Origin of the sequence: Sphingosinithalassobacter sp. CS137, assembly GCF_014334115.1 — a bacterium.
Lineage (GTDB): Bacteria > Pseudomonadota > Alphaproteobacteria > Sphingomonadales > Sphingomonadaceae > Sphingomonas.
Map to the genome: position 1 here is coordinate 1,189,455 of NZ_CP060494.1, position 18,435 is coordinate 1,207,889.

Genomic DNA, 18,435 nt, shown 5'->3' on the forward strand with positions numbered 1-18,435 from the left:
GTGACGGATACGTCCTCCTTCGTCCGCCACGGACCCGCGGAGCCGCTAAGCCCCGTCGTACTTTCCGTCCCGCATGCCGGGCGCGAGTATCCGTTGCCGCTGCGCACTGCGCTGCGCGTTCCGCTCGACCATCTGAAATCGCTGGAGGACCGCCACATCGACGCAGTGGCGCTGGCGGCGCACGGCGGCGAGACCCTGTTCGTGGCACGGCTCGCCCGCGCCTGGATCGATCTCAACCGCAGCGAAGCCGAGCGCGACCCGCGAGTGGAGGAAGGCGTAACCGGCGGCCAACCGCAATCGGCGAAACTGCGCAGCGGCCTGGGGCTCGTTCCGAGGCGGGCGGGCAACAGCGCCGACATCTGGCGACGGCGCTGGTCCAGCGACGAAGTGACGGCACGCATCCGCAGCGACCATCGCCCCTATCACGCCGCGGTGGAAGCGGCGCTGAAGGCGACGCGCGACCGCTTCGGAGTCGCCGTGCTGCTCGACATCCATTCGATGCCGTCGCTCACCCCGGCCGGGAAGGCGCCGCGAATCGTTTTCGGCGACCGGTTCGGCCGCAGCGCCTCCAGCCGCTTCCTGAGCCGTCTGGAAGGAGTCGCGCGCGCCTCGGGAGTGCTCGCCGCCGCCAACGCACCCTATTCGGGCGGGCATGTGATCGAGCGGCACGCCGCGCCCGCCGAAGCCATTCACGCGATCCAGATCGAGTTCGATCGGGCGCTCTACCTCGATCCCGCGCTCGACTCGCCCGGTCGCGGGATGGACTTCACGAGCGGACTGCTGCGGGCGATGATCGACGCGATTGCCGACGAAGCCGCGCCCGGCGCGCAAGCGGCCGAATAGCCATAAAAAAACCACCACGTGCACGAAGCACGTGGTGGCCAAGGTTCAGGGAGGAGACACGCCCGAAGGCGTGTCGCACGGCCCCGCGAAAGGGGGGACACGAGACCGTACGAACCTCAATATAGAGGGCGGATCACTTGGCTTCAAGGGGGCCAACACTCGGAAATACTGTAATCTTTTTGCAACCGCCCCGTTCAGGGCAGCATCCGTGCCAAGGTGCGGTCGCGCAACACGAAATGGTGCCGCAGCGCCGCGGCGACATGCAGGACGACCAGCCCCGCCATCGCAAAGCCCATCAGGTCGTGGCCGCCATGCGCAGCGCCCGCGAGCGCCTCGCCGACCGGCAGGACCGGAAGCTCGAACAGGCCGAACCAGTCGATCGGCCGCGGCCGCGCCGGATTGGACGAAAAGATCCAGCCGCTGAGCGGCAACAGGATCAACAGCGTATAGAAGAGCCAGTGCACGCTGCGGGCGAGCGCGCGTTCCCAGCGCGGACTGCCGGCGGGCAACGACGGCGGCCGATGGCCCAGCCGCCAGCCGAGCCTGGCGATGCTCAAGCCCAGGATCAGGATGCCGTTCGATTTGTGGAACGGCATGAGGCTCATGCCGTCGAACAGCGATTCGTGGAACAGGCCGATCGCGAGATTGACCAGCACCAGCGCGGCGATCACCCAGTGAAAGGTGATCGCCACTCGGTCGTAGCGGCCCCGGAACGCGACCGCCACTTTTGCCTCAGTTCACCGGCGGCATCTGCGGCTGCGGCACCTTGCCCAGGCGCATCTGACGGCCGAAGATGTCGCGCATCAGCGACAGCGAAAAGAGGTGCGCATAGATCAGCGGCAACATGCCGTTCTGCACGATCTTGCGCAGCTGATCGCCGCGCAGGTCGTTGAGCTTCTTTTCGTCGACCATCAGGAAGCCGCGATAGATGAACGGCTGCTCGGCGCCCTCCGGCTGGATCGAGACTTCGCCGTCGATCAGCAGGCCGAGCTCCTTGAGCTCCTTCATGAACTGGCCGGTGTTGTGACCGGCGCGCTCGAACTCCTCGTTGAACTTGAGGATGCCCTTGGTCATCTCGGTCGGCTGGCCGTCCTCGAACAGCTTCTCGCCCTCGTCGAACGCGCCGACCGAGTCCGAAGTCGGGTCGAAGCACAGCGACAGCTCGTCGCTTTCGGGGCGAAGCCGTGCGAGGAGATAGGGATAGCGGCGGATATAGGCCGGGATGTAGAAATCATCCTCGGTGAGCTTGCCTTCGTCGTCGAAGAAGACGTTGACCCCTTCGTTGAGGCCCATCAGCCCCAGCGGAACCGGCTCGTCGCCCACCGAGAAGACGATCGGCATGCGGCGCTGCACCAGCGGGAATTCCTCGACCGTCACCGGGATGGCATGCTGCTTTGCCACAAAGGGTGCCTTGTCGGCGCGACGGATACGATAGTCGCCGTGCGTCTGAGTCGAAAGCGGCTCGAGCTTGTTGTAGAACAGGGGAAGCGACTGCTGCGTCGGCGCGGTGGCCATGAAACTCTCCTGAGATCGATCGTCGCGCCGCTCTATGAAGAAGGGGCTTCGTGTGCAAGCGCCACCAGCTTGCCCGGATTGCAAATCCCCTTCGGATCGAGCGCCGCCTTGATCGCGCGCAGCGCCGCCAGCCGCGCAGGCGGCCCCAGCCGCTCGAGCTCGGCGCGCTTCATCTGGCCGATGCCATGTTCGGCGGAGATCGAGCCGCCGGCGGCGACCACCTGATCGTGGACGAAGCGCGTGATCTCGGGCGCGGCCTCGGCATACCAGCGATCGCGCTCCACGCCCGCGGGCGCCCGGATATGGAAGTGAACATTGCCGTCGCCGAGATGGCCGAAGGCAGTCGCGTGCGTGCCCGGAAAGCGCGCCTCGGCCGCGGCAGCCGCCTCGACCATGAAGCGCGGCATGCCGGAGACGGGAACCGAGATGTCGTGCTGCACCGCGGGTCCGCTCGCCCGTTCCGCTTCCGAAAGCGAATCGCGCAGCCGCCAGAACCCCTCGGCCTGTGCTTCGCTGGCGGCGATCACGACATCCTCCACCGCACCCCGCTCCAGCGCCTCGGCAAGCAGCCGCTCGAGCAGCGCGGCGGGCGGCTCCGCGTCGGCGTCGCTCGCCACGGCTTCGATCAGCACGTGCCAGCGATGCGCGCCCGAAAGCGGCGCCCGCGTGTCGGGAATATGCCGCAGCACGAGCTCGAGCGAATCGCCGGGAATAATCTCGAAACTCTCGACCGAATCAGTGCGCGCCTCGATCGCCCGGAGCAATTCGAGCGCCATCTGCGGGCTCGGCAGGCCGGCCCAGGCGACGGCGCGCTGCTTCACCTCGGGCACGAGCCGGAGCACCGCGGCAGTGATCACGCCCAGCGTTCCTTCCGCCCCGATCAGCAGCTGATCGAGGTCATAGCCGCGATTGTCCTTCTTGAGCGCCGCCAGCCCATCGTGCACCGATCCGTCGGGCAGCACTGCCTCCACGCCCGCGACCAGGCTGCGCATCGTGCCGAACCGCAGGACCTGGGTTCCCCCCGCGTTGGTTGAGACCAGTCCGCCGATCGTCGCGCTGCCGCGCGCGCCCAGGGTCAGCGGAAAGCGCCGCCCGGCGCCGTTCGCCGCGGCATGAAGATCGGCGAGGATCACACCGGCCTCGGCGACCGCAAGATTTTCGTCGGGCGACAGGCTGCGGATGCGATTCATCCGGCGCAGCGACAGGATCAGCGCCGATCCATCAGCCGGAGGAGTCGCCCCACCGACCATCGACGTATTGCCGCCCTGCGGCACCAGCGGCACGCCCGCCGCCGCGGCGAGGCCGACGATCGCCGCCGTCTCGGCCGTGGAGGCAGGCGCCAGCAGCGCGGGAGAGGCGCCGTGATAGCGGTTGCGCCAGTCAGTGAGCCAGGGCGCGATCGCCTCGGCATCGGTTACGACAGCCTTGGGTCCGAATCGATCGCGGACGCTCTCTACTAGCTGGGACTGTGCGGGAGTCATCGCGGCGGGAGTATCATGCGCATTCGGCTCGGCCAATTCATCCGATGTTCAAACCCGCGCGCTACGAGCCGGACGCAATGTTCAATCCGCTTCCCGCGGCCGCGATGCTGATTCTGCTCGCCGCGCCCAGCTCGGCGCCCGCGCCGCCCATGCAGGATGCGTCGCATCTGCGCTCGCGCGAGCAGGCGACGGTGCGCGTGCCCAGCGTGACTCTGACGGTGCGGATGCGGCACAGCCAATGGCGCGAGCGCCCGGCCGAACGCTGCGTACCGATGGCGCGGATCATGTCCGCGGGCGTGAGCGGCGGCGATGCCGTCGATTTCGTGCTCGACGACGGCAGCAGGGTGCGGGCGCGCCTCGAATCGCGGTGCCCGGCGCTCGGATATTATTCGAGCCTCTATATTCGGCGCAGCCGCGACGGGATGCTCTGTGCAGGGCGCGAATCGCTACGCTCGCGCTCGGGCGGCTCGTGCCAGATCCGCGACTTCCACCAGCTGGTGCCGGTACGATAAACCGCGTCGCGGCTTGACATTTCGCGGCAAATCCGCAAGCGCGGGCACCGCTTGACCGGCGCGAAACGCGCCTGATTTCCGGACAACCGCATGAATTTTGCCGATCTCGGCCTGTCTGACGAACTGCTGCGCGCCGTGGGAGAGGCCGGCTACTCCGAGCCCACTCCCATCCAGGCGAACGCCATTCCCAGCGTGCTGATGATGCGCGACCTGATCGGCATTGCGCAGACGGGGACCGGCAAGACCGCCAGCTTCGTGCTGCCGATGATCGACATTCTGGCGCAGGGCCGCAGCCGCGCCCGCATGCCGCGCAGCCTGATCCTCGAGCCGACCCGCGAGCTCGCCGCGCAGGTTGCCGAGAATTTCGAGGCCTATGGCAAATATCACAAGCTTTCGATGGCGCTGCTGATCGGCGGCGTATCGATGGGCGACCAGATCAAGGCGCTGGAAAAGGGCGTCGACGTGCTGATCGCCACTCCGGGCCGGCTGATGGACCTGTTCGGCCGCGGCAACATCCTGCTCACCGGCTGTTCGCTGCTCGTGATCGACGAGGCCGACCGGATGCTCGACATGGGGTTCATCCCCGACATCGAGGAAATCTGCACCAAGCTCCCCAAGCAGCGGCAGACGCTGCTGTTTTCGGCGACGATGCCGCCGCCGATCAAGAAGCTGGCCGACAAGTTCCTCGACAATCCCAAGACGATCGAAGTGGCGCGGCCGGCGACGACCAACACCAACATCACCCAGTGGGTGGTGCCGGTCGCATCCGCCGACAAGCGCAAGGTGCTGCGCCGCCTGCTCGGCGAAGAGGACGTGCGCACTGCGATCATCTTCTGCAACCGCAAGACGACGGTGCGCGAACTCAACAAGAGCCTGAAGCGCTCGGGCTTCAGCTCGGGCGAGATTCACGGAGATATGGACCAGTCGGCCCGGATCGCCGAGCTGGACCGATTCAAGTCGGGCGAAGTCAACATCCTGGTCGCATCCGACGTGGCGGCCCGCGGCCTGGACGTGAAAGGCGTGAGCCACGTCTTCAACTTCGATGCGCCGTGGCATCCGGACGATTATGTCCACCGCATCGGCCGCACGGGCCGCGCCGGGGCATCCGGGGTCGCCTATACCTTCGTCACCGCGGAAGATGCGGAGAACATCGCCAATATCGAGAAGCTGACCGGACAGAAGATCCAGCGGCTGAGCAGCGGCGAAACGCCTGCGGCATCGTCTGGCGACGAAGCCGAGAAAGCCCGACCGGCACGCGCGCCGCGCAGCCGTAAGGCGGCCGAGCCAAAGGCAAAGGCCAAGGAAACGTCGGGCGACAGCGCGCCGGCCGCTCCCCGGTCGAGCAAGGCCGCCGAGCACAGAGCCGAGCGTGAGGACGACCGCGAACGGCGGCCTAGCCGAGCCGCCGCGCCGCGCCGTGAGCGAGGCGAGCGCAAGGCGCCGGAACCGCAGCGGACGGCAGTGGACGATTCTGCGCCCGATTCAGCCGATGAAGGCTGGAACGGCCCGGTGCCCAATTTCCTGAACTTCGGCTTCGGAAGCTGACGCCCGCCGGATGATCGAGAGCGTCCCGGTCCAGAAGATTGAATCGCCCTGCGTGCTGGTGTGCACGCTCGATGTCGACACCGGCTGGTGCCTGGGCTGCGGCCGCACGCGCGACGAGATCGCGCAATGGACTCGGCTCGACGATGCCGGCCGCAGCGCAGTGATGGCCGAACTGCCCGCGCGCATGGCCCGGCTGGACGGCTGAGCGAAGCGCACTCCCAAGGTCAGACGACAATTCTCGCGTGAGCGGTACGCTCGGCACCGCGAGTTCCGCGGCTCCCGGCGCTCCGCCCGATCAGGCAGGCGCCTGCTCGGGCATCGCCGCATCGTCGAGTTCGGTCGCGCGGCGATAGGCGTCCCGATCGGTCACGCGGGCGACATAGGCGGCAAACGCATCGCGCCCGGGCAGCGTGCCGAACTGCGTTCCCCAGGCAACCGAGGAACCGACATAGACGTCGGCGGCAGTAAAACGCTCACCCGCGATGTAGGGATTTCGCGACACGGCATATTCGAGCACGTCGACCGCCCGGTCGTAGCTGCCATAGCCGAACATCATCGCCTGGTCGTCGCCGGGAACGAACTTCGCCCAGTTGTTCGTGACGGCCTGCTCGAGCGGCCCCGCGGCGAAGAACAGCCAGCGATAATAGTCGGCCCGCTCCTCCGCCCGGGGCGCGAGCCCCGCATCGGGAAAGCTTTCGGCCAAATAGGCACAGATCGCCGCGCACTCGGTGACGACCCTGCCGTTGTGAACGATTGCGGGCACCTTCCCCATCGGATTCACCGAAAGATAGGCTTCCGCCTTCATCGTCGAACCATAGTCGAGAAGCTCGGTGCGGTAATCGGCGCCCGTCTCCTCGAGCATCCAGCGGGCAATCCGCCCGCGCGACATCGGATTGGTGTAGAAAACCAACTCGTCCGTCATCTCATCCTCCGTTCCGCGACTCATCCGAGCCGCGGAACAGAGGGTGAACGCAAACCCTGGCTCACGCAAGGGGTTCGTCGGCGCCGCCCGGCGCGGACGGCGATCACGCACTTGCGCCCGGACGACGGACGCTGCCGTTCAGCGCTTGAAGGGATCCTCGAACGTGGGGTTCGGTGCGGCGCCCTCTCCGGCCGCGGCTGCCTCGGCGTCGCGCGCCGCCTGCTCGCGCTCGGCACGGAGCTGCTCGATCAGCGCCTCGCGGTCGCCCTCGAGCCGGTTGTCGACCGGGGCTTCAATGCCCGCCTGCTTGGCGGCGCGTGCCACGATCGCGTCGAGCTCACGCTGCGAGCACAGGCCGAGCGTGACCGGATCCTTGGGAACAATATTGGAGATGTTCCAATGGCTGCGGTCGCGGATCGCCGCGATCGTCGTACGCGTCGTACCGATCAGCTTGCCGATCGCACCGTCGGAGATTTCCGGGTGATGGCGCAGAATCCAGGCGATGCCGTCCGGCTTGTCCTGACGCTTCGAAACGGGCGTATAGCGCGGGCCTTTGGTCCGGCGGACCTGCTCGGGGCCCTTCTGCATCTTGAGGCGATACTCGGGGTCCTGCTGCCCCTTCTCGATCTCCTCCATCGTCAGCTCGTGGGCGCGGACCGGATCGCGGCCGGTGAGCTTCGCCGCCGCGGTGTCGTCGGCGATCGCCTGCACCTCGAGAATGTGCAGGCCGCAGAAGTCGGCGATCTGTTCGAACGAGAGCGCAGTATTATCGACCAGCCAGGAAGCGGTCGCGTGCGGCATCAGCGGCTGGGCCACGGTGCAATTCTCCAGAAACAATAAGGGCCACCCCTTGCGGGGTGGCCGTGTCATGACGCGGACTTAATGCGGACGGCCGCGCGAGGCAAGGTTTGGCTGCATCGACATGCGTTCACGCTGCGATCGCCACCTCGTCGATATGCACGAGCGCGTGAAGGAATTGCTGCGCACTCGCTTCCCAGGTGAAGGTGCGCCCATAGGCGGCGCACGTCTCGCTATCCTTGGTCAGCGCTTGCGCGATGGCGGTGGTCAGATCATCGGCCATCGCGCCGACTTCAGGCGTGAGCACGTCGATCGGCCCGGTAACCGGATAGGCGGCGACCGGAACGCCGCAGGCCATCGCCTCGATCATCACCAGGCCGAACGTGTCGGTCCTGCTCGGAAAGACGAAGACATCGGCCGCGGCATAGGCGCTGGCCAGCTCGGAGCCGAAGAGCGCTCCCAGGAACTTCACGTCGGGATACCGCGATTCGAGATGCGCGCGCGCCGGGCCATCGCCGACCACAACCTTGGTGCCCGGATGGCTCGTCTTCAGGAACGCCTCGAGATTCTTTTCGACCGCCACCCGCCCGACATAGAGCTGCACCGGGCCCGGCAGCTCCGCCATCGCCGGATGCGGATCGAGCCCGGGCCGAAAGTTGGACAGATCGACCCCCCGCCCCCAGTGGCGGACCTGGCCCAGGCCATGATCGACCAGCGACTCGCGGATCGACGGAGTCGACGCAAGGATCGCCGAACTCGGGCCGTGGAACCAGCGGATATAGCGCCAGATCCAGGCCGCCGGCACGCCCGAACGCGCAGAGACATAATCGGGAAACTGCGTGTGATAGGCAGTGGTGAAGGGAACGCCGCGGCGCAGACACCAGCGCCGCGCGGCCACGCACACGGGCCCCTCGGTCGCGAGGTGGATCGCGTCGGGCCGGAATTCCTGGAGCAGCTTGCCGACATAGGCCACTCGCGCCAGCGCCAGCCGGATTTCAGGATAGGTGGGGCACGGCACCGAATAGAAACGGTCTGGCGAGATCACCAGCACCGAATGCCCGCGCGATTCGAGCAACGAGCGGACCGATTGCAGCGTGCGGACGACTCCATTGACCTGCGGTTCCCAGGCGTCGGTGACGATCGCGATGCGCACGGCCGCCTCCTCGCTCACGCAGCCGCCAGCGCCGCCACCCCTGATGCCTCGGGCGCATCGCGCGCCGCCATTTCATCGGCCCAGTGCAGGATCTCCATCCGCCCGTCGTAATGCTCCACGAGCGCAGTGCAACCCTCCACCCAATCGCCGTCGTTATAGTATTCGATGCCCTCGATCGTGCGCATCTCGGCGGTGTGGATATGCCCGGCGATCACACCGTCGACTCCGCGCGTGCCGGCCTCGTGCGCGACGATCTCCTCGAACTGCGAAATGAACTCGACGGCGTTCTTCACCTTCTGCTTGGCGTATTTGCTGAGCGACCAGTACGGCAGCTTGGCCCAGCGGCGATAGGCGTTCACCCAGCGATTGAGCGCCATGGTGAAATGATAGGCCGCGTCGCCCAGATGCGCGAGCCACTTGTGGCTCAGCGTGATCGCGTCGAATTCGTCGCCGTGCAGAACGAGCAGGCGGCGGCCGTCGGCGGTTTCGTGCACCGCCTGGCGCCGGATTTCCACGCCGCCGAAGTTCAGCCCGGTGAACTGGCGAAACACCTCGTCATGATTGCCGGGGATATACACGATCCGGGTTCCGCGCTTGGCGCGCTTCAGGATGCGCCAGACGATGTCGTTGTGCGCGGCCGGCCAGTAGAATTTCTTCCGCAGCTGCCACCCGTCGATCATGTCGCCGACCAGATACATGGTCTCGCTGTCGACATGATCGAGAAAGTCGATCAGCATCGCCGCGTTGCAGCCGCGCGTGCCGAGATGCACGTCGGAAATCCAGATCGTCCGATACTGGCGGCGCTCGGTAACCGCCTTCTCGGGGATCGAGGGATTAGCCTCGGCGAATTCGGCGAGATCTGCGATGTGAGCGATCGGGAGCTTGGTTACTGCGGCCATTGCTTCGGGTTCCCTCGCGGTGACCTTCGTTGCCGCCGCGCTATGCCGGGGAATTGTTACAGTTGGAATCGTACCCGCTTTGCCGCCGCGTCACAATGCACGGGATCGTCACATCGTCAGCACGATCTTGCCCATATGGTCGCCCGCCTCCATTCGCCGGTGCGCCTCGGCGGCTTCGGCAAGCGGATAGCTGCGGTCGAGCAGCGGTTTCAACCGGCCCTGCTCGGCATGCGGCCAGACGGTAGTGGCGAGTTCGTCCGCCACCATCGACTTGAACTGCACGTCGCGGCCGCGAAGCGTCGATCCGGTGAGCGTCAGCCGGCGGCGCATGATCTCGAAGATCGGCACGGTCGCGGTCGCGCCGCCCTGGACTGCGATCGAGACGTGGCGGCCATCGTCGCACAGGCACGCGAGGTTGCGCGGCACATAGTCTCCGCCCACCATGTCGAGCACCGCGGCGACGCCCTTGCCCCCAGTGATTTCGCGCACCCGCTCAACGAAATCTTCGCTGGTGTAGTTGATCGCATGATCAGCGCCATGCGCGCGGGCGGCGGCGACCTTCGCGTCCGAGCCGGCGGTCACGATGATCGTGACGCCGAACAGATTGCACAGCGTGATCGCCATGGTGCCGATGCCGCTGGTGCCGCCGTGCACGAGCACTGTGTCGCCCTCGCTGGCGAAGGCGCGCTCGAACAAATTGGTCCACACGGTGAAGAGCGTTTCGGGCAGCCCTGCCGCCTCGACCATCGACAGCGCCTCGGGGACCGGCAGGCACTGGCCGATCGGCGCTAGCGCATATTCGGCATAGCCGCCGCCCGCCAGCAAGGCGCAGACCGGCTGACCGAGATATTCGCGCTCGACCTCGGCGCCCAGCGCCACCACCTCGCCGGCGACTTCCAGGCCCAGGATCGAGGACGCGCCCGGCGGCGGCGGATACATGCCCTTGCGCTGGAGCACGTCGGGGCGGTTCACGCCGGCCGCCGCCACGCGGATCAGCACCTCGCCCACGGCCGGCCGCGGCACCGGCCGTGCGACCGGCACGAGCACCTCCGGTCCGCCGGGCTGTGCCGGGTCGATCACCTGCATCGTTTCCGGAATATTCATTCGCCTCGCGACCCCCTGATGTCGTTTCGCGCCCGTGCTCCGGGAAATTGCGGGCGTTATTGACATCGCCGGGCCCAGGGTCAACGCTAGCGGGCATGGACGCCGACGAGAATCTTCCGCGTCGTCATGACGATCCGGCCGCGCAGCTCGCGCGGCAGGACCTCGATCCGTTTTCGGTCGAGGAACTCGAAGCGCGTATCGCGGCACTGGAGGCCGAAATCAGCCGCTGCCGCGAAAAAATAAAACGCGCCGTTAACCATCGCGCAAGCGCGGACGCTCTATTTAAACGATGAGCGTAACGGCACCGGAGCGGGGCGATACGCCAAACATCTCCGGTGCGGAGCCGATGCGCTTGATGCGAGGGCTCACCCTCCCGACATTGGGAGCACGGGCCAGCGTGTCGCTGCTGGCTCGACTGGAGTAATACGATGCCTTCTTTCGCTTCCGCCCTCGAATCCACGCTGCACAAGGCCCTTGAAGCGGCCTCGGCGCGGCGCCACGAATATGCAACGCTCGAGCATCTCCTGCTCGCGCTCGTCGACGACGAGCACGCATCGAAGGTGATGAGCGCATGCGGAGTGGATCTGGGCGAGCTCAAGACCACCGTCGCGCATTATCTCGACACTGAACTCGAGGCGCTGAAGGTGGATCAGGTGACCGATCCCTCGCCTACCAGCGGGTTTCAGCGCGTTGTCCAGCGCGCGATCCTGCACGTCCAGTCGTCCGGCCGCGACGAAGTGACCGGCGGCAACGTGCTGGTCGCGCTGTTCAGCGAGCGCGAGAGCTATGCCGTCTATTTCCTGCAGCAGCAGGACATGAGCCGCCTCGATGCCGTCAGCTACATCAGCCATGGCGTCGGCAAGGGCGGTCAGGCGGCCGAGGCGGCGACTCCCAAGGGCGCCGATGAAGCCAAGACCGAAAAGCAGGAAAAGGGCGGCAAGGGCGAAAGCGCGCTCAAGCAGTTCACGGTCGACCTCAACGAGAAGGCGAAGGCCGGCAAGGTCGATCCGCTGATCGGCCGCGGCCCGGAGGTGGACCGCACCGTCCAGATCCTGTGCCGCCGCAGCAAGAACAACCCGCTCTATGTGGGAGATCCCGGCGTCGGCAAGACCGCCATCGCCGAGGGGCTCGCGCGCAAGATCGTCGAAGGCGACGTGCCCGACGTGCTCAAGGAAGCGGTGATCTATTCGCTCGACATGGGAGCGCTGCTCGCCGGCACCCGCTATCGCGGCGACTTCGAGGAGCGGCTGAAGCAGGTCGTCAACGAGCTCGAGAAGCTGCCGCACGCGGTGCTGTTCATCGACGAGATCCACACCGTCATCGGCGCCGGCGCCACCTCGGGCGGCGCGATGGACGCATCGAACCTGCTCAAGCCGGCGCTGTCAGGCGGCACGATCCGCTGCATCGGATCGACGACGTACAAGGAATTCCGCAATCATTTCGAGAAGGACCGGGCGCTCCTGCGTCGGTTCCAGAAGATCGACGTCAACGAGCCGTCGGTCGAGGACACGATCAAGATCCTCTCGGGCCTGCGTTCGGCGTTCGAGGGACATCATGACGTGAAATACACCCCCGACGCGATCAAGTCGGCGGTGGAGCTGTCGGCGCGCTACATCAACGACCGCAAGCTGCCCGACAAGGCGATCGACGTGATCGACGAGGTGGGCGCAATGCAGATGCTCGTTCCGCCCAGCCGCCGCCGCAAGACGATCACGCCGAAGGAAATCGAGGCAGTGATCGCGACGATGGCGCGCATCCCGCCGAAGAGCGTTTCGAGCGACGACACAAAGGTGCTCGCGAACCTCGAAACCGATCTGAAGCGCGTGGTGTTCGGCCAGGATCAGGCGATCGACGTGCTGAGCTCGGCGATCAAGCTCAGCCGTGCTGGCCTGCGCGATCCCGACAAGCCGATCGGCAACTATCTGTTCAGCGGCCCCACCGGCGTCGGCAAGACCGAGGTAGCACGCCAGTTGGCGACGATCCTGGGCATCCCGCTCCAGCGGTTCGACATGTCCGAATATATGGAGCGCCACAGCGTCTCGCGGCTGATCGGCGCGCCTCCGGGCTATGTCGGCTATGATCAGGGGGGTCTGCTCACCGACGCTGTCGACCAGCAGCCGCACAGCGTGCTGCTGCTCGACGAGATCGAGAAGGCGCATCCGGATCTGTTCAACATCCTGCTGCAGGTGATGGACAACGGGAAGCTCACCGATCACCACGGCAAGACGGTCGATTTCCGCAACACCATCCTCATCATGACCACCAATGCCGGTGCGTCGGACATGGCCAAGGAAAGCGTGGGCTTCGGCAACATCAGCCGCGAGGACGTGCAGGAAGAAGCCGTGAAGAATCTCTTCACCCCCGAATTCCGCAACCGCCTCGATGCGATCGTGCCGTTCGGATACCTGCCGCCCGAAGTGGTCGAGCGCGTGGTCGAGAAGTTCATCCTGCAGCTCGAGCTTCAGCTCGCCGATCGCGGGGTGCACATCCAGCTCGACGACGAGTCGAAGGCGTGGCTCACCGAGCGCGGCTACGACAAGCTGTATGGCGCGCGCCCGATGGGTCGCCTGATCCAGGAGAAGATCAAGCAGCCGCTGGCCGAGGAACTGCTGTTCGGTAAGCTGCTCCACGGCGGCGAAGTGAACGTCCATATGAAGGACGGCGCGCTCGCCTTCGAGATCGTCCCCGCGCCACCCAAGAAGCCGCGCAAGAAGGGCGGCAGCAAGGCGGCCAAAGCCGAAGCCAAATAAAGGCAACCGGGCCGGTTCCTCCCACGGAGTCGGCCCGGAACCGCGACGCGCGGTGCAGCAGCGCCCGCCCGCTAAAATCTTGTCGGATCGCCCTCCGCTGGAGCGATCTTAATCACTCCTTCGCCATCGAGCGCCTATAATTCCGGTATGGGATCGGGGCGGGGACTGTTACTTTGGGCGCTGGGGCTGCTGTGCCTTTCAGCCGCGCTGCTGGCGCCTGCGCCATCGCGCGCGGCAGGCGGCGTGGTCGGCACGCCGCTGCGGGTCTGCATTCTTCCCGCCGAGCCGGGCATGGACCCGGCAACGCTTCTCCGCCAGCCGGAACGCTTCGACTGCGCCACGCCGCAGGCCGAGTTCGGGTCCGGTGACTATTGGGTTCTCTCCTCCGACATCGGCGAACGCTCGCGCGCCCGGCGGCCGCTGACGGTCCGCATCGCCAGCGTATGGCAACGCGGCCTCGATGTTCACGTCCTCTATGCCGACGGCGAAGTGGCGACAGAAACGGCCGATGCCTCGGGCATCTCGCGCCACATCGAACTCGGCGCGATCGTCGAGCACGAGCTGCCGCTCCGCAAGGCGGAGGTCGTCCGCGTCCTGTGGCATGTGAAGGATGCGGCCAATCTGCGCGGCATTCTGATCGGTCCGCGCCTGGCAACGCGCGACCAGTCGACTCAGTCCAATCTCGTGATGGGCGCCGTCTATGCCGCCTTCGGGGGCCTGTGCATCGCGTTGGTCGTGTACAATCTCGCCCTGTGGGGAGCACTGCGCCACAGGTTTCAGCTGGCCTATTGCGCGATGGTCGGCGGACTTCTGATCTATGCCGTCTCCTCGTCGGGCGCTCTGGCCTGGCTATGGCCGGAGATCGCGAACACTACGCGGCTGCGAGTCAACCATCTGATGCTCGCACTCTCGGGCGCCGCGGCGCTCGTCTTTGCGCGCACCTTCTTCGAGGCACGCGTGTTCGAAGGATGGATGGGACGGCTCACCACCGCGATGGTCGTCGCGCTGGTGACCGCCGGGTTCGGCTTCTTCCTGTTCGCGCCCTATGCGATTCACCTGGCCGACCGGCTCTATGCCCTCATCTTCCTGGCCGTGCCGGCGGTGCTGGCGCCGATGCTGTGGCGGGCGTGGCGACAGCGAAGCAACTATCTCTGGCTGTTCGCAGTCGCCTGGGCGCTGCCGATCAGCACCGCGGTGGCTCGCGCGCTGCACAATCTGGGGCTGATCCCCTGGAACTTCTGGCTCGACAATTCGACGATCCTGTCGATGGCGGCCGAGGCGCTGATCTCGAGTCTCGCGATCGCCTATCGCATCCGCATCCTCAGCCGCGAGCGCGACGAGGCGATCACCGCGGAGACGATGGCGCGACGGCTGGCGGAAACCGATCCGCTGACCGGGCTGCTCAACCGCCGCGCCTTTCTGGAGCATTCGATCGGCCGCACCGGTCGTCAGACGCTGCTGATCGCCGACATCGACCATTTCAAGCGAGTGAACGACACGCTGGGCCACGACGGCGGCGACGAAGTGCTGCGCGTGTTCGCCCGCGTGCTGCGCGCCAGCGTTCCGGCGAGTGCGCTCGTCGCGCGGCTGGGCGGCGAGGAATTCGCGATCATCACCCACAGCGACGAGCCGGTGCCCGCCGAGGCGCTGCTCGCGCGGCTGCGCGCCGCACGCATGCCGTTCGATCTGTCAGTAACCGCCAGCGTCGGCGTGTGCAGCGGCCCGCTCGCGACGGAAATCGAGTGGAAGACGCTGTATCGCGGCGCCGACGCCGCGCTTTTCGATGCCAAGGCTGCCGGCCGCGACCGCGCCCGCGCCGCACGCCCAGAAACGCCCGCCGCGGCGGCGTGATCGGTTGCGCCGGCACCGAAGCGTCAGTAGAGATGGCGCAGCGAAACGAGGTGTAGCATGCGTAGCCGACGTAGGATCGTCCTTGCCGTCATGGGGCTCCTGCTGGTCGCCGGTCTCGCGATGAAGCCGCCGAGCGCAGATATTCGCATACTGGCCCATTCGGCGGACGACAGCGCACCCAGCCGGATGCAGGCGGGTGTGAACATCGGCCTCCTCGCCGTCTCGCTGCTGGTGACCTGGAGCAGCAAGCGGCTGCGCGACTAGCGCTAGCGCTGCTTGCCTGAGCGGAGCGAGCCGCTTACACCTGTGTCAATGAATACTCCCGAGCAGGCGTGGCGCGCGGCATATCGGCATCCCGGTCCCTGGGACGCCGAATTCCCTCCCCTTTCGATGGTCGATCTTTTCGAAGAAAGCGCGCAACGCTGCGGCCCTCGCCCACTGATCGATTTCATGGGGCGCAAGTTCAGCTATGCCGAGACGCTCGACGGCGCGAATCGCGTCGCCTGCGGGCTGAAGGCACTGGGCTACGGACGCGGCGACCGGATCGGGCTCTTCCTGCCCAATGTGCCGCATTATGCCGCCGCCTATTACGGCATCCTCAAGCTGGGTGCAGTGGCGGTCAATTTCTCGCCGCTCTACACGGTCGACGAACTCTCCGAACAGGTCGCCGATTCGGGTACCCGGCTGCTGTTCACCATCTCCGCCTCCGCGCTGCTGCCGACTGCGCTCGAGGTGCTCGACAAGAGCGGCCTCGAACGGCTGGTGGTGGGATCGGTGGCGGGCGCCCTGCCGCCCGCAAAGTCGCTGTTCTACCGGCTGCTCCGCGGCAGCGAGGTTGCCAAGCGGCCCGACGATCCGCGCGTTTCCGCCTTTTCGGCGCTGATCGACAATGACGGCGGCTGCGAACGCCCCGAGCTCGATCCCGAGCAGGACGTCGCGCTGATCCAATATACCGGCGGCACCACCGGCACGCCCAAGGGCGCGATGCTCACGCACCAGAATCTGTCGGCCAACGCCCGCCAGGTCGCCCGACTCGATCCCGAGCTGGGGCAGAGCACCGACCGCATCCTCGGCGTGCTGCCGCTGTTCCACGTCTTCGCCAACACCTGTGTGCTCAACCGCACGGTGGCCACCGGCGGCGAGATCGTGATGCTGCCGCGCTTCAACGCCGAACAGGCGCTGACCGCGATCGACCGGACGAAGCCGACGGCGCTCCCCGGCGTGCCGACCATGTATCAGGCGCTGCTCGATCATCCCAAGATCGCGCGCACCGATTTTTCGGCACTGCGCTATTGCGTCTCCGGCGGCGCGCCATTGCCCCAGGAACTGAAGCAGCGCTGGGAAGCGGCGACGGGATCGACGCTGATCGAAGGCTATGGTCTGTCGGAAAGCTCGGGCGTGGTCTCGAGCAATCCCTATGCCGGTCACAACAAACCCGGCACGATCGGCCAGCCGATCCAGGCGACCAGCGTGGCACTGGTCGACAAGGGCGATCCGCACAAGCCGGCGCCGGACGGCGAACCGGGCGAGATCGTGATCCACGGGCCGCAGATCATGAAAGGCTATTGGAATCGGCCCGAAGCCGACGCCGGGGTGTTCGTCGACACTCCGGACGGGCGGCGCTGGCTGCGCACCGGCGACGTCGGCGCCATCGACGAAGACGGTTTCATCCGCGTGGTCGACCGGCTGAAGGACATGATCGCCGTCGGCGGCTTCAAGGTCTTCCCGAGCCAGATCGAACACATCCTCTACGGCCACCCCGCCGTGAAGGAAGCGCTCGTGATCGGACTGCCCGACACGTATCTGGGCGAGCACCCCCGCGCCTATGTGACGATGATCGAAGGGGCATCCGCGACCGATACCGAGCTGACGGAATGGCTCAACGCCAAGGTGGGCAAGCACGAGCGAGTCGATCGGGTGGTGATCCGCCAGGAGCTGCCAAAGACGATGATCGGCAAATTGAGCCGCAAGGATCTCATCGCCGAAGTGATGGCCGAGGCGGACGGCACGGGGCGCTGAGCTTGCAGCGCTGTATTGCGTGTGTAATACAGTGGGCATGCGAAGACTGCTCCTCCTGTCGGCGGCGCTGGCGCTCGCCGCCCCTGCCCTGCCTGCCACGGCGCAGACCGCCCCGAGCAACATCAGCTATGTGGAGGCCGAGCTCCTCCCGGACGGCGAGATCGTCACGCGCACGAACGCGAGCGGCCGCGCCGATGCACGCTACGAAGCGGGTTCGATTTCCAAATTTGCCTGCACGCTCGCGGCGCTCGATCTTCAGCGCGCGGGCAGGCTGCGCCTTACCGACACCCTGGCGACGCTGCTTCCCGACTATCGCGGTGCGCACGCCGATCGGATCACACTGGAGCAACTGCTGCAGAACCGCAGCGGCATCGCCGACGGGCTGATGGCGGCCGTGCGCGCCGATCCGGCAGCAACGCTCGCGCTCGACCTCACGCCGATGGAGGCGGTCAATCGCTTCGGCACCCGCTACACCGAAGACGCGCCGGGCACCGCCTTCGACTATGCCATCCTCAACTGGACATTCGTCCAGGCGATCCTCGAGCGCGCGAGCGGACAGTCGATCCACGACGTGCTGCGAGAGCGGGTGTACGAGCCCGCCGGCATGGCGAGCAGCACCAGTTTCACCGGCACGCTTCCGGGCCCCGATCCGGTGCGCCCGCTGGGACAGACGCTGCCGATCCCGCCCTATCTCGTCTGCGCGGGCGGCACCGCCGCGACTCCCGCCGACCTCATCCGGCTGCTGCGCCATCCCTATACGCCCGGCTATCCCGAAGCGGACCGCCGCGCGCTGGAGACGGTGGCCAGCCCGGAAAGCCACTATGGCCTCGGCGGCCGCACGCGCAGCGTCACCGTGGATGGCGTGATGCACCAGCTCAGCTGGAAGAGCGGTAGCAACGGCGCGTTCAAGTCGCGGGCGGTCTATGATCCGGTCACCGACACCGGCTATGCGATCATGACCAACGAGGATGCGGTCGATCTGGTCGAGCAGCGCCAGTCCGACTGGGTGCGCGAGCGGCTGGGAGTGACGCTCGACTGAGCCA

The 18,435-nt window shown here is 66.6% G+C and carries 18 protein-coding genes; 10 read left to right on the forward strand and 8 right to left on the reverse strand.

All coding sequences use genetic code 11. The annotated features are described in order from the left end of the window. Positions 1 to 843 carry an N-formylglutamate amidohydrolase gene (locus tag H7V21_RS05780; RefSeq protein WP_188055901.1) on the forward strand — a complete coding sequence of 281 codons (843 nt, stop codon included), beginning with the start codon at positions 1 to 3 and terminating at the stop codon, positions 841 to 843. Positions 844 to 1,037: 194 nt separating this feature from the next. On the opposite strand, the gene H7V21_RS05785 is transcribed toward H7V21_RS05780, so the two are convergent. Genes H7V21_RS05785 through H7V21_RS05795 form a run of 3 tightly spaced genes read right to left on the reverse strand, consistent with a single transcriptional unit; the run spans position 1,038 to position 3,839 of the window. After that, the gene (locus tag H7V21_RS05785; RefSeq protein WP_188055902.1) at positions 1,038 to 1,568 is read right to left on the reverse strand and encodes a cytochrome b; all 531 of its coding nucleotides are present in this window, start codon (positions 1,566 to 1,568) and stop codon (positions 1,038 to 1,040) included. A 7-nt stretch (positions 1,569 to 1,575) separates the two neighbouring features. Beyond that, on the reverse strand, positions 1,576 to 2,358 hold the full coding sequence (locus H7V21_RS05790; RefSeq protein WP_188055903.1) for a SapC family protein: 783 nt from the start codon (positions 2,356 to 2,358) through the stop codon (positions 1,576 to 1,578). A gap of 32 nt (positions 2,359 to 2,390) precedes the next feature. Continuing rightward, entirely contained in the window at positions 2,391 to 3,839 is a 1,449-nt protein-coding gene (locus H7V21_RS05795) for an FAD-binding oxidoreductase (protein WP_188055904.1), read from the reverse strand. A gap of 44 nt (positions 3,840 to 3,883) precedes the next feature. Here H7V21_RS05795 and H7V21_RS05800 point away from each other — a divergent pair, with 44 nt between their 5' ends. From H7V21_RS05800 to H7V21_RS05810, 3 genes are all read left to right on the forward strand, one after another. Beyond that, the gene (locus H7V21_RS05800; RefSeq protein WP_188055905.1) at positions 3,884 to 4,351 is read left to right on the forward strand and encodes a hypothetical protein; all 468 of its coding nucleotides are present in this window, start codon (positions 3,884 to 3,886) and stop codon (positions 4,349 to 4,351) included. 90 nt (positions 4,352 to 4,441) lie between these two features. Continuing rightward, on the forward strand, positions 4,442 to 5,896 hold the full coding sequence (locus H7V21_RS05805; protein WP_188055906.1) for a DEAD/DEAH box helicase: 1,455 nt from the start codon (positions 4,442 to 4,444) through the stop codon (positions 5,894 to 5,896). A 10-nt stretch (positions 5,897 to 5,906) separates the two neighbouring features. After that, positions 5,907 to 6,101 carry a DUF1289 domain-containing protein gene (locus H7V21_RS05810; RefSeq protein ID WP_188055907.1) on the forward strand — a complete coding sequence of 65 codons (195 nt, stop codon included), beginning with the start codon at positions 5,907 to 5,909 and terminating at the stop codon, positions 6,099 to 6,101. Positions 6,102 to 6,191: 90 nt separating this feature from the next. Here H7V21_RS05810 and H7V21_RS05815 read toward each other — a convergent pair whose 3' ends face one another. The 5 genes from H7V21_RS05815 to H7V21_RS05835 all read right to left on the reverse strand — a co-directional run bounded on the left by H7V21_RS05815 (position 6,192) and on the right by H7V21_RS05835 (position 10,772). Further along, positions 6,192 to 6,818 carry a glutathione S-transferase family protein gene (locus tag H7V21_RS05815; protein WP_188055908.1) on the reverse strand — a complete coding sequence of 209 codons (627 nt, stop codon included), beginning with the start codon at positions 6,816 to 6,818 and terminating at the stop codon, positions 6,192 to 6,194. A 138-nt stretch (positions 6,819 to 6,956) separates the two neighbouring features. After that, on the reverse strand, positions 6,957 to 7,634 hold the full coding sequence (locus H7V21_RS05820; protein ID WP_188056382.1) for a DUF1013 domain-containing protein: 678 nt from the start codon (positions 7,632 to 7,634) through the stop codon (positions 6,957 to 6,959). Positions 7,635 to 7,746: 112 nt separating this feature from the next. Continuing rightward, positions 7,747 to 8,769: a glycosyltransferase family 4 protein gene (locus H7V21_RS05825; protein WP_188055909.1), complete on the reverse strand. Its 1,023-nt coding sequence runs from the start codon at positions 8,767 to 8,769 to the stop codon at positions 7,747 to 7,749. Positions 8,770 to 8,783: 14 nt separating this feature from the next. After that, positions 8,784 to 9,668, reverse strand: coding sequence for a UDP-2,3-diacylglucosamine diphosphatase (locus H7V21_RS05830; RefSeq protein WP_188055910.1), 885 nt, complete (start codon positions 9,666 to 9,668; stop codon positions 8,784 to 8,786). 108 nt (positions 9,669 to 9,776) lie between these two features. After that, on the reverse strand, positions 9,777 to 10,772 hold the full coding sequence (locus H7V21_RS05835; protein WP_262504022.1) for an NAD(P)H-quinone oxidoreductase: 996 nt from the start codon (positions 10,770 to 10,772) through the stop codon (positions 9,777 to 9,779). A 95-nt stretch (positions 10,773 to 10,867) separates the two neighbouring features. Between H7V21_RS05835 and H7V21_RS05840 the strand changes: the two genes are divergently transcribed. The 6 genes from H7V21_RS05840 (at position 10,868) to H7V21_RS05865 (ending at position 18,431) form a co-directional block, all read left to right on the forward strand. Next, positions 10,868 to 11,065, forward strand: a complete 198-nt coding sequence (locus H7V21_RS05840) for a DUF1192 domain-containing protein (protein ID WP_188055911.1) — start codon at positions 10,868 to 10,870, stop codon at positions 11,063 to 11,065. A 135-nt stretch (positions 11,066 to 11,200) separates the two neighbouring features. Next, positions 11,201 to 13,522, forward strand: a complete 2,322-nt coding sequence (gene clpA, locus H7V21_RS05845) for an ATP-dependent Clp protease ATP-binding subunit ClpA (RefSeq protein WP_188055912.1) — start codon at positions 11,201 to 11,203, stop codon at positions 13,520 to 13,522. A gap of 147 nt (positions 13,523 to 13,669) precedes the next feature. After that, a complete protein-coding gene (locus H7V21_RS05850; RefSeq protein ID WP_188055913.1) occupies positions 13,670 to 15,373 on the forward strand; it encodes a diguanylate cyclase in 1,704 nt (567 codons plus the stop codon). A 57-nt stretch (positions 15,374 to 15,430) separates the two neighbouring features. After that, positions 15,431 to 15,637, forward strand: coding sequence for a hypothetical protein (locus H7V21_RS05855; RefSeq protein WP_188055914.1), 207 nt, complete (start codon positions 15,431 to 15,433; stop codon positions 15,635 to 15,637). 48 nt (positions 15,638 to 15,685) lie between these two features. After that, the gene (locus H7V21_RS05860; RefSeq protein ID WP_188055915.1) at positions 15,686 to 17,392 is read left to right on the forward strand and encodes a long-chain-fatty-acid--CoA ligase; all 1,707 of its coding nucleotides are present in this window, start codon (positions 15,686 to 15,688) and stop codon (positions 17,390 to 17,392) included. 37 nt (positions 17,393 to 17,429) lie between these two features. Continuing rightward, positions 17,430 to 18,431 (forward strand): serine hydrolase domain-containing protein, encoded by a 1,002-nt coding sequence (locus H7V21_RS05865; protein ID WP_188055916.1) that lies wholly within the window; start codon positions 17,430 to 17,432, stop codon positions 18,429 to 18,431. Positions 18,432 to 18,435 lie beyond the last annotated feature (4 nt).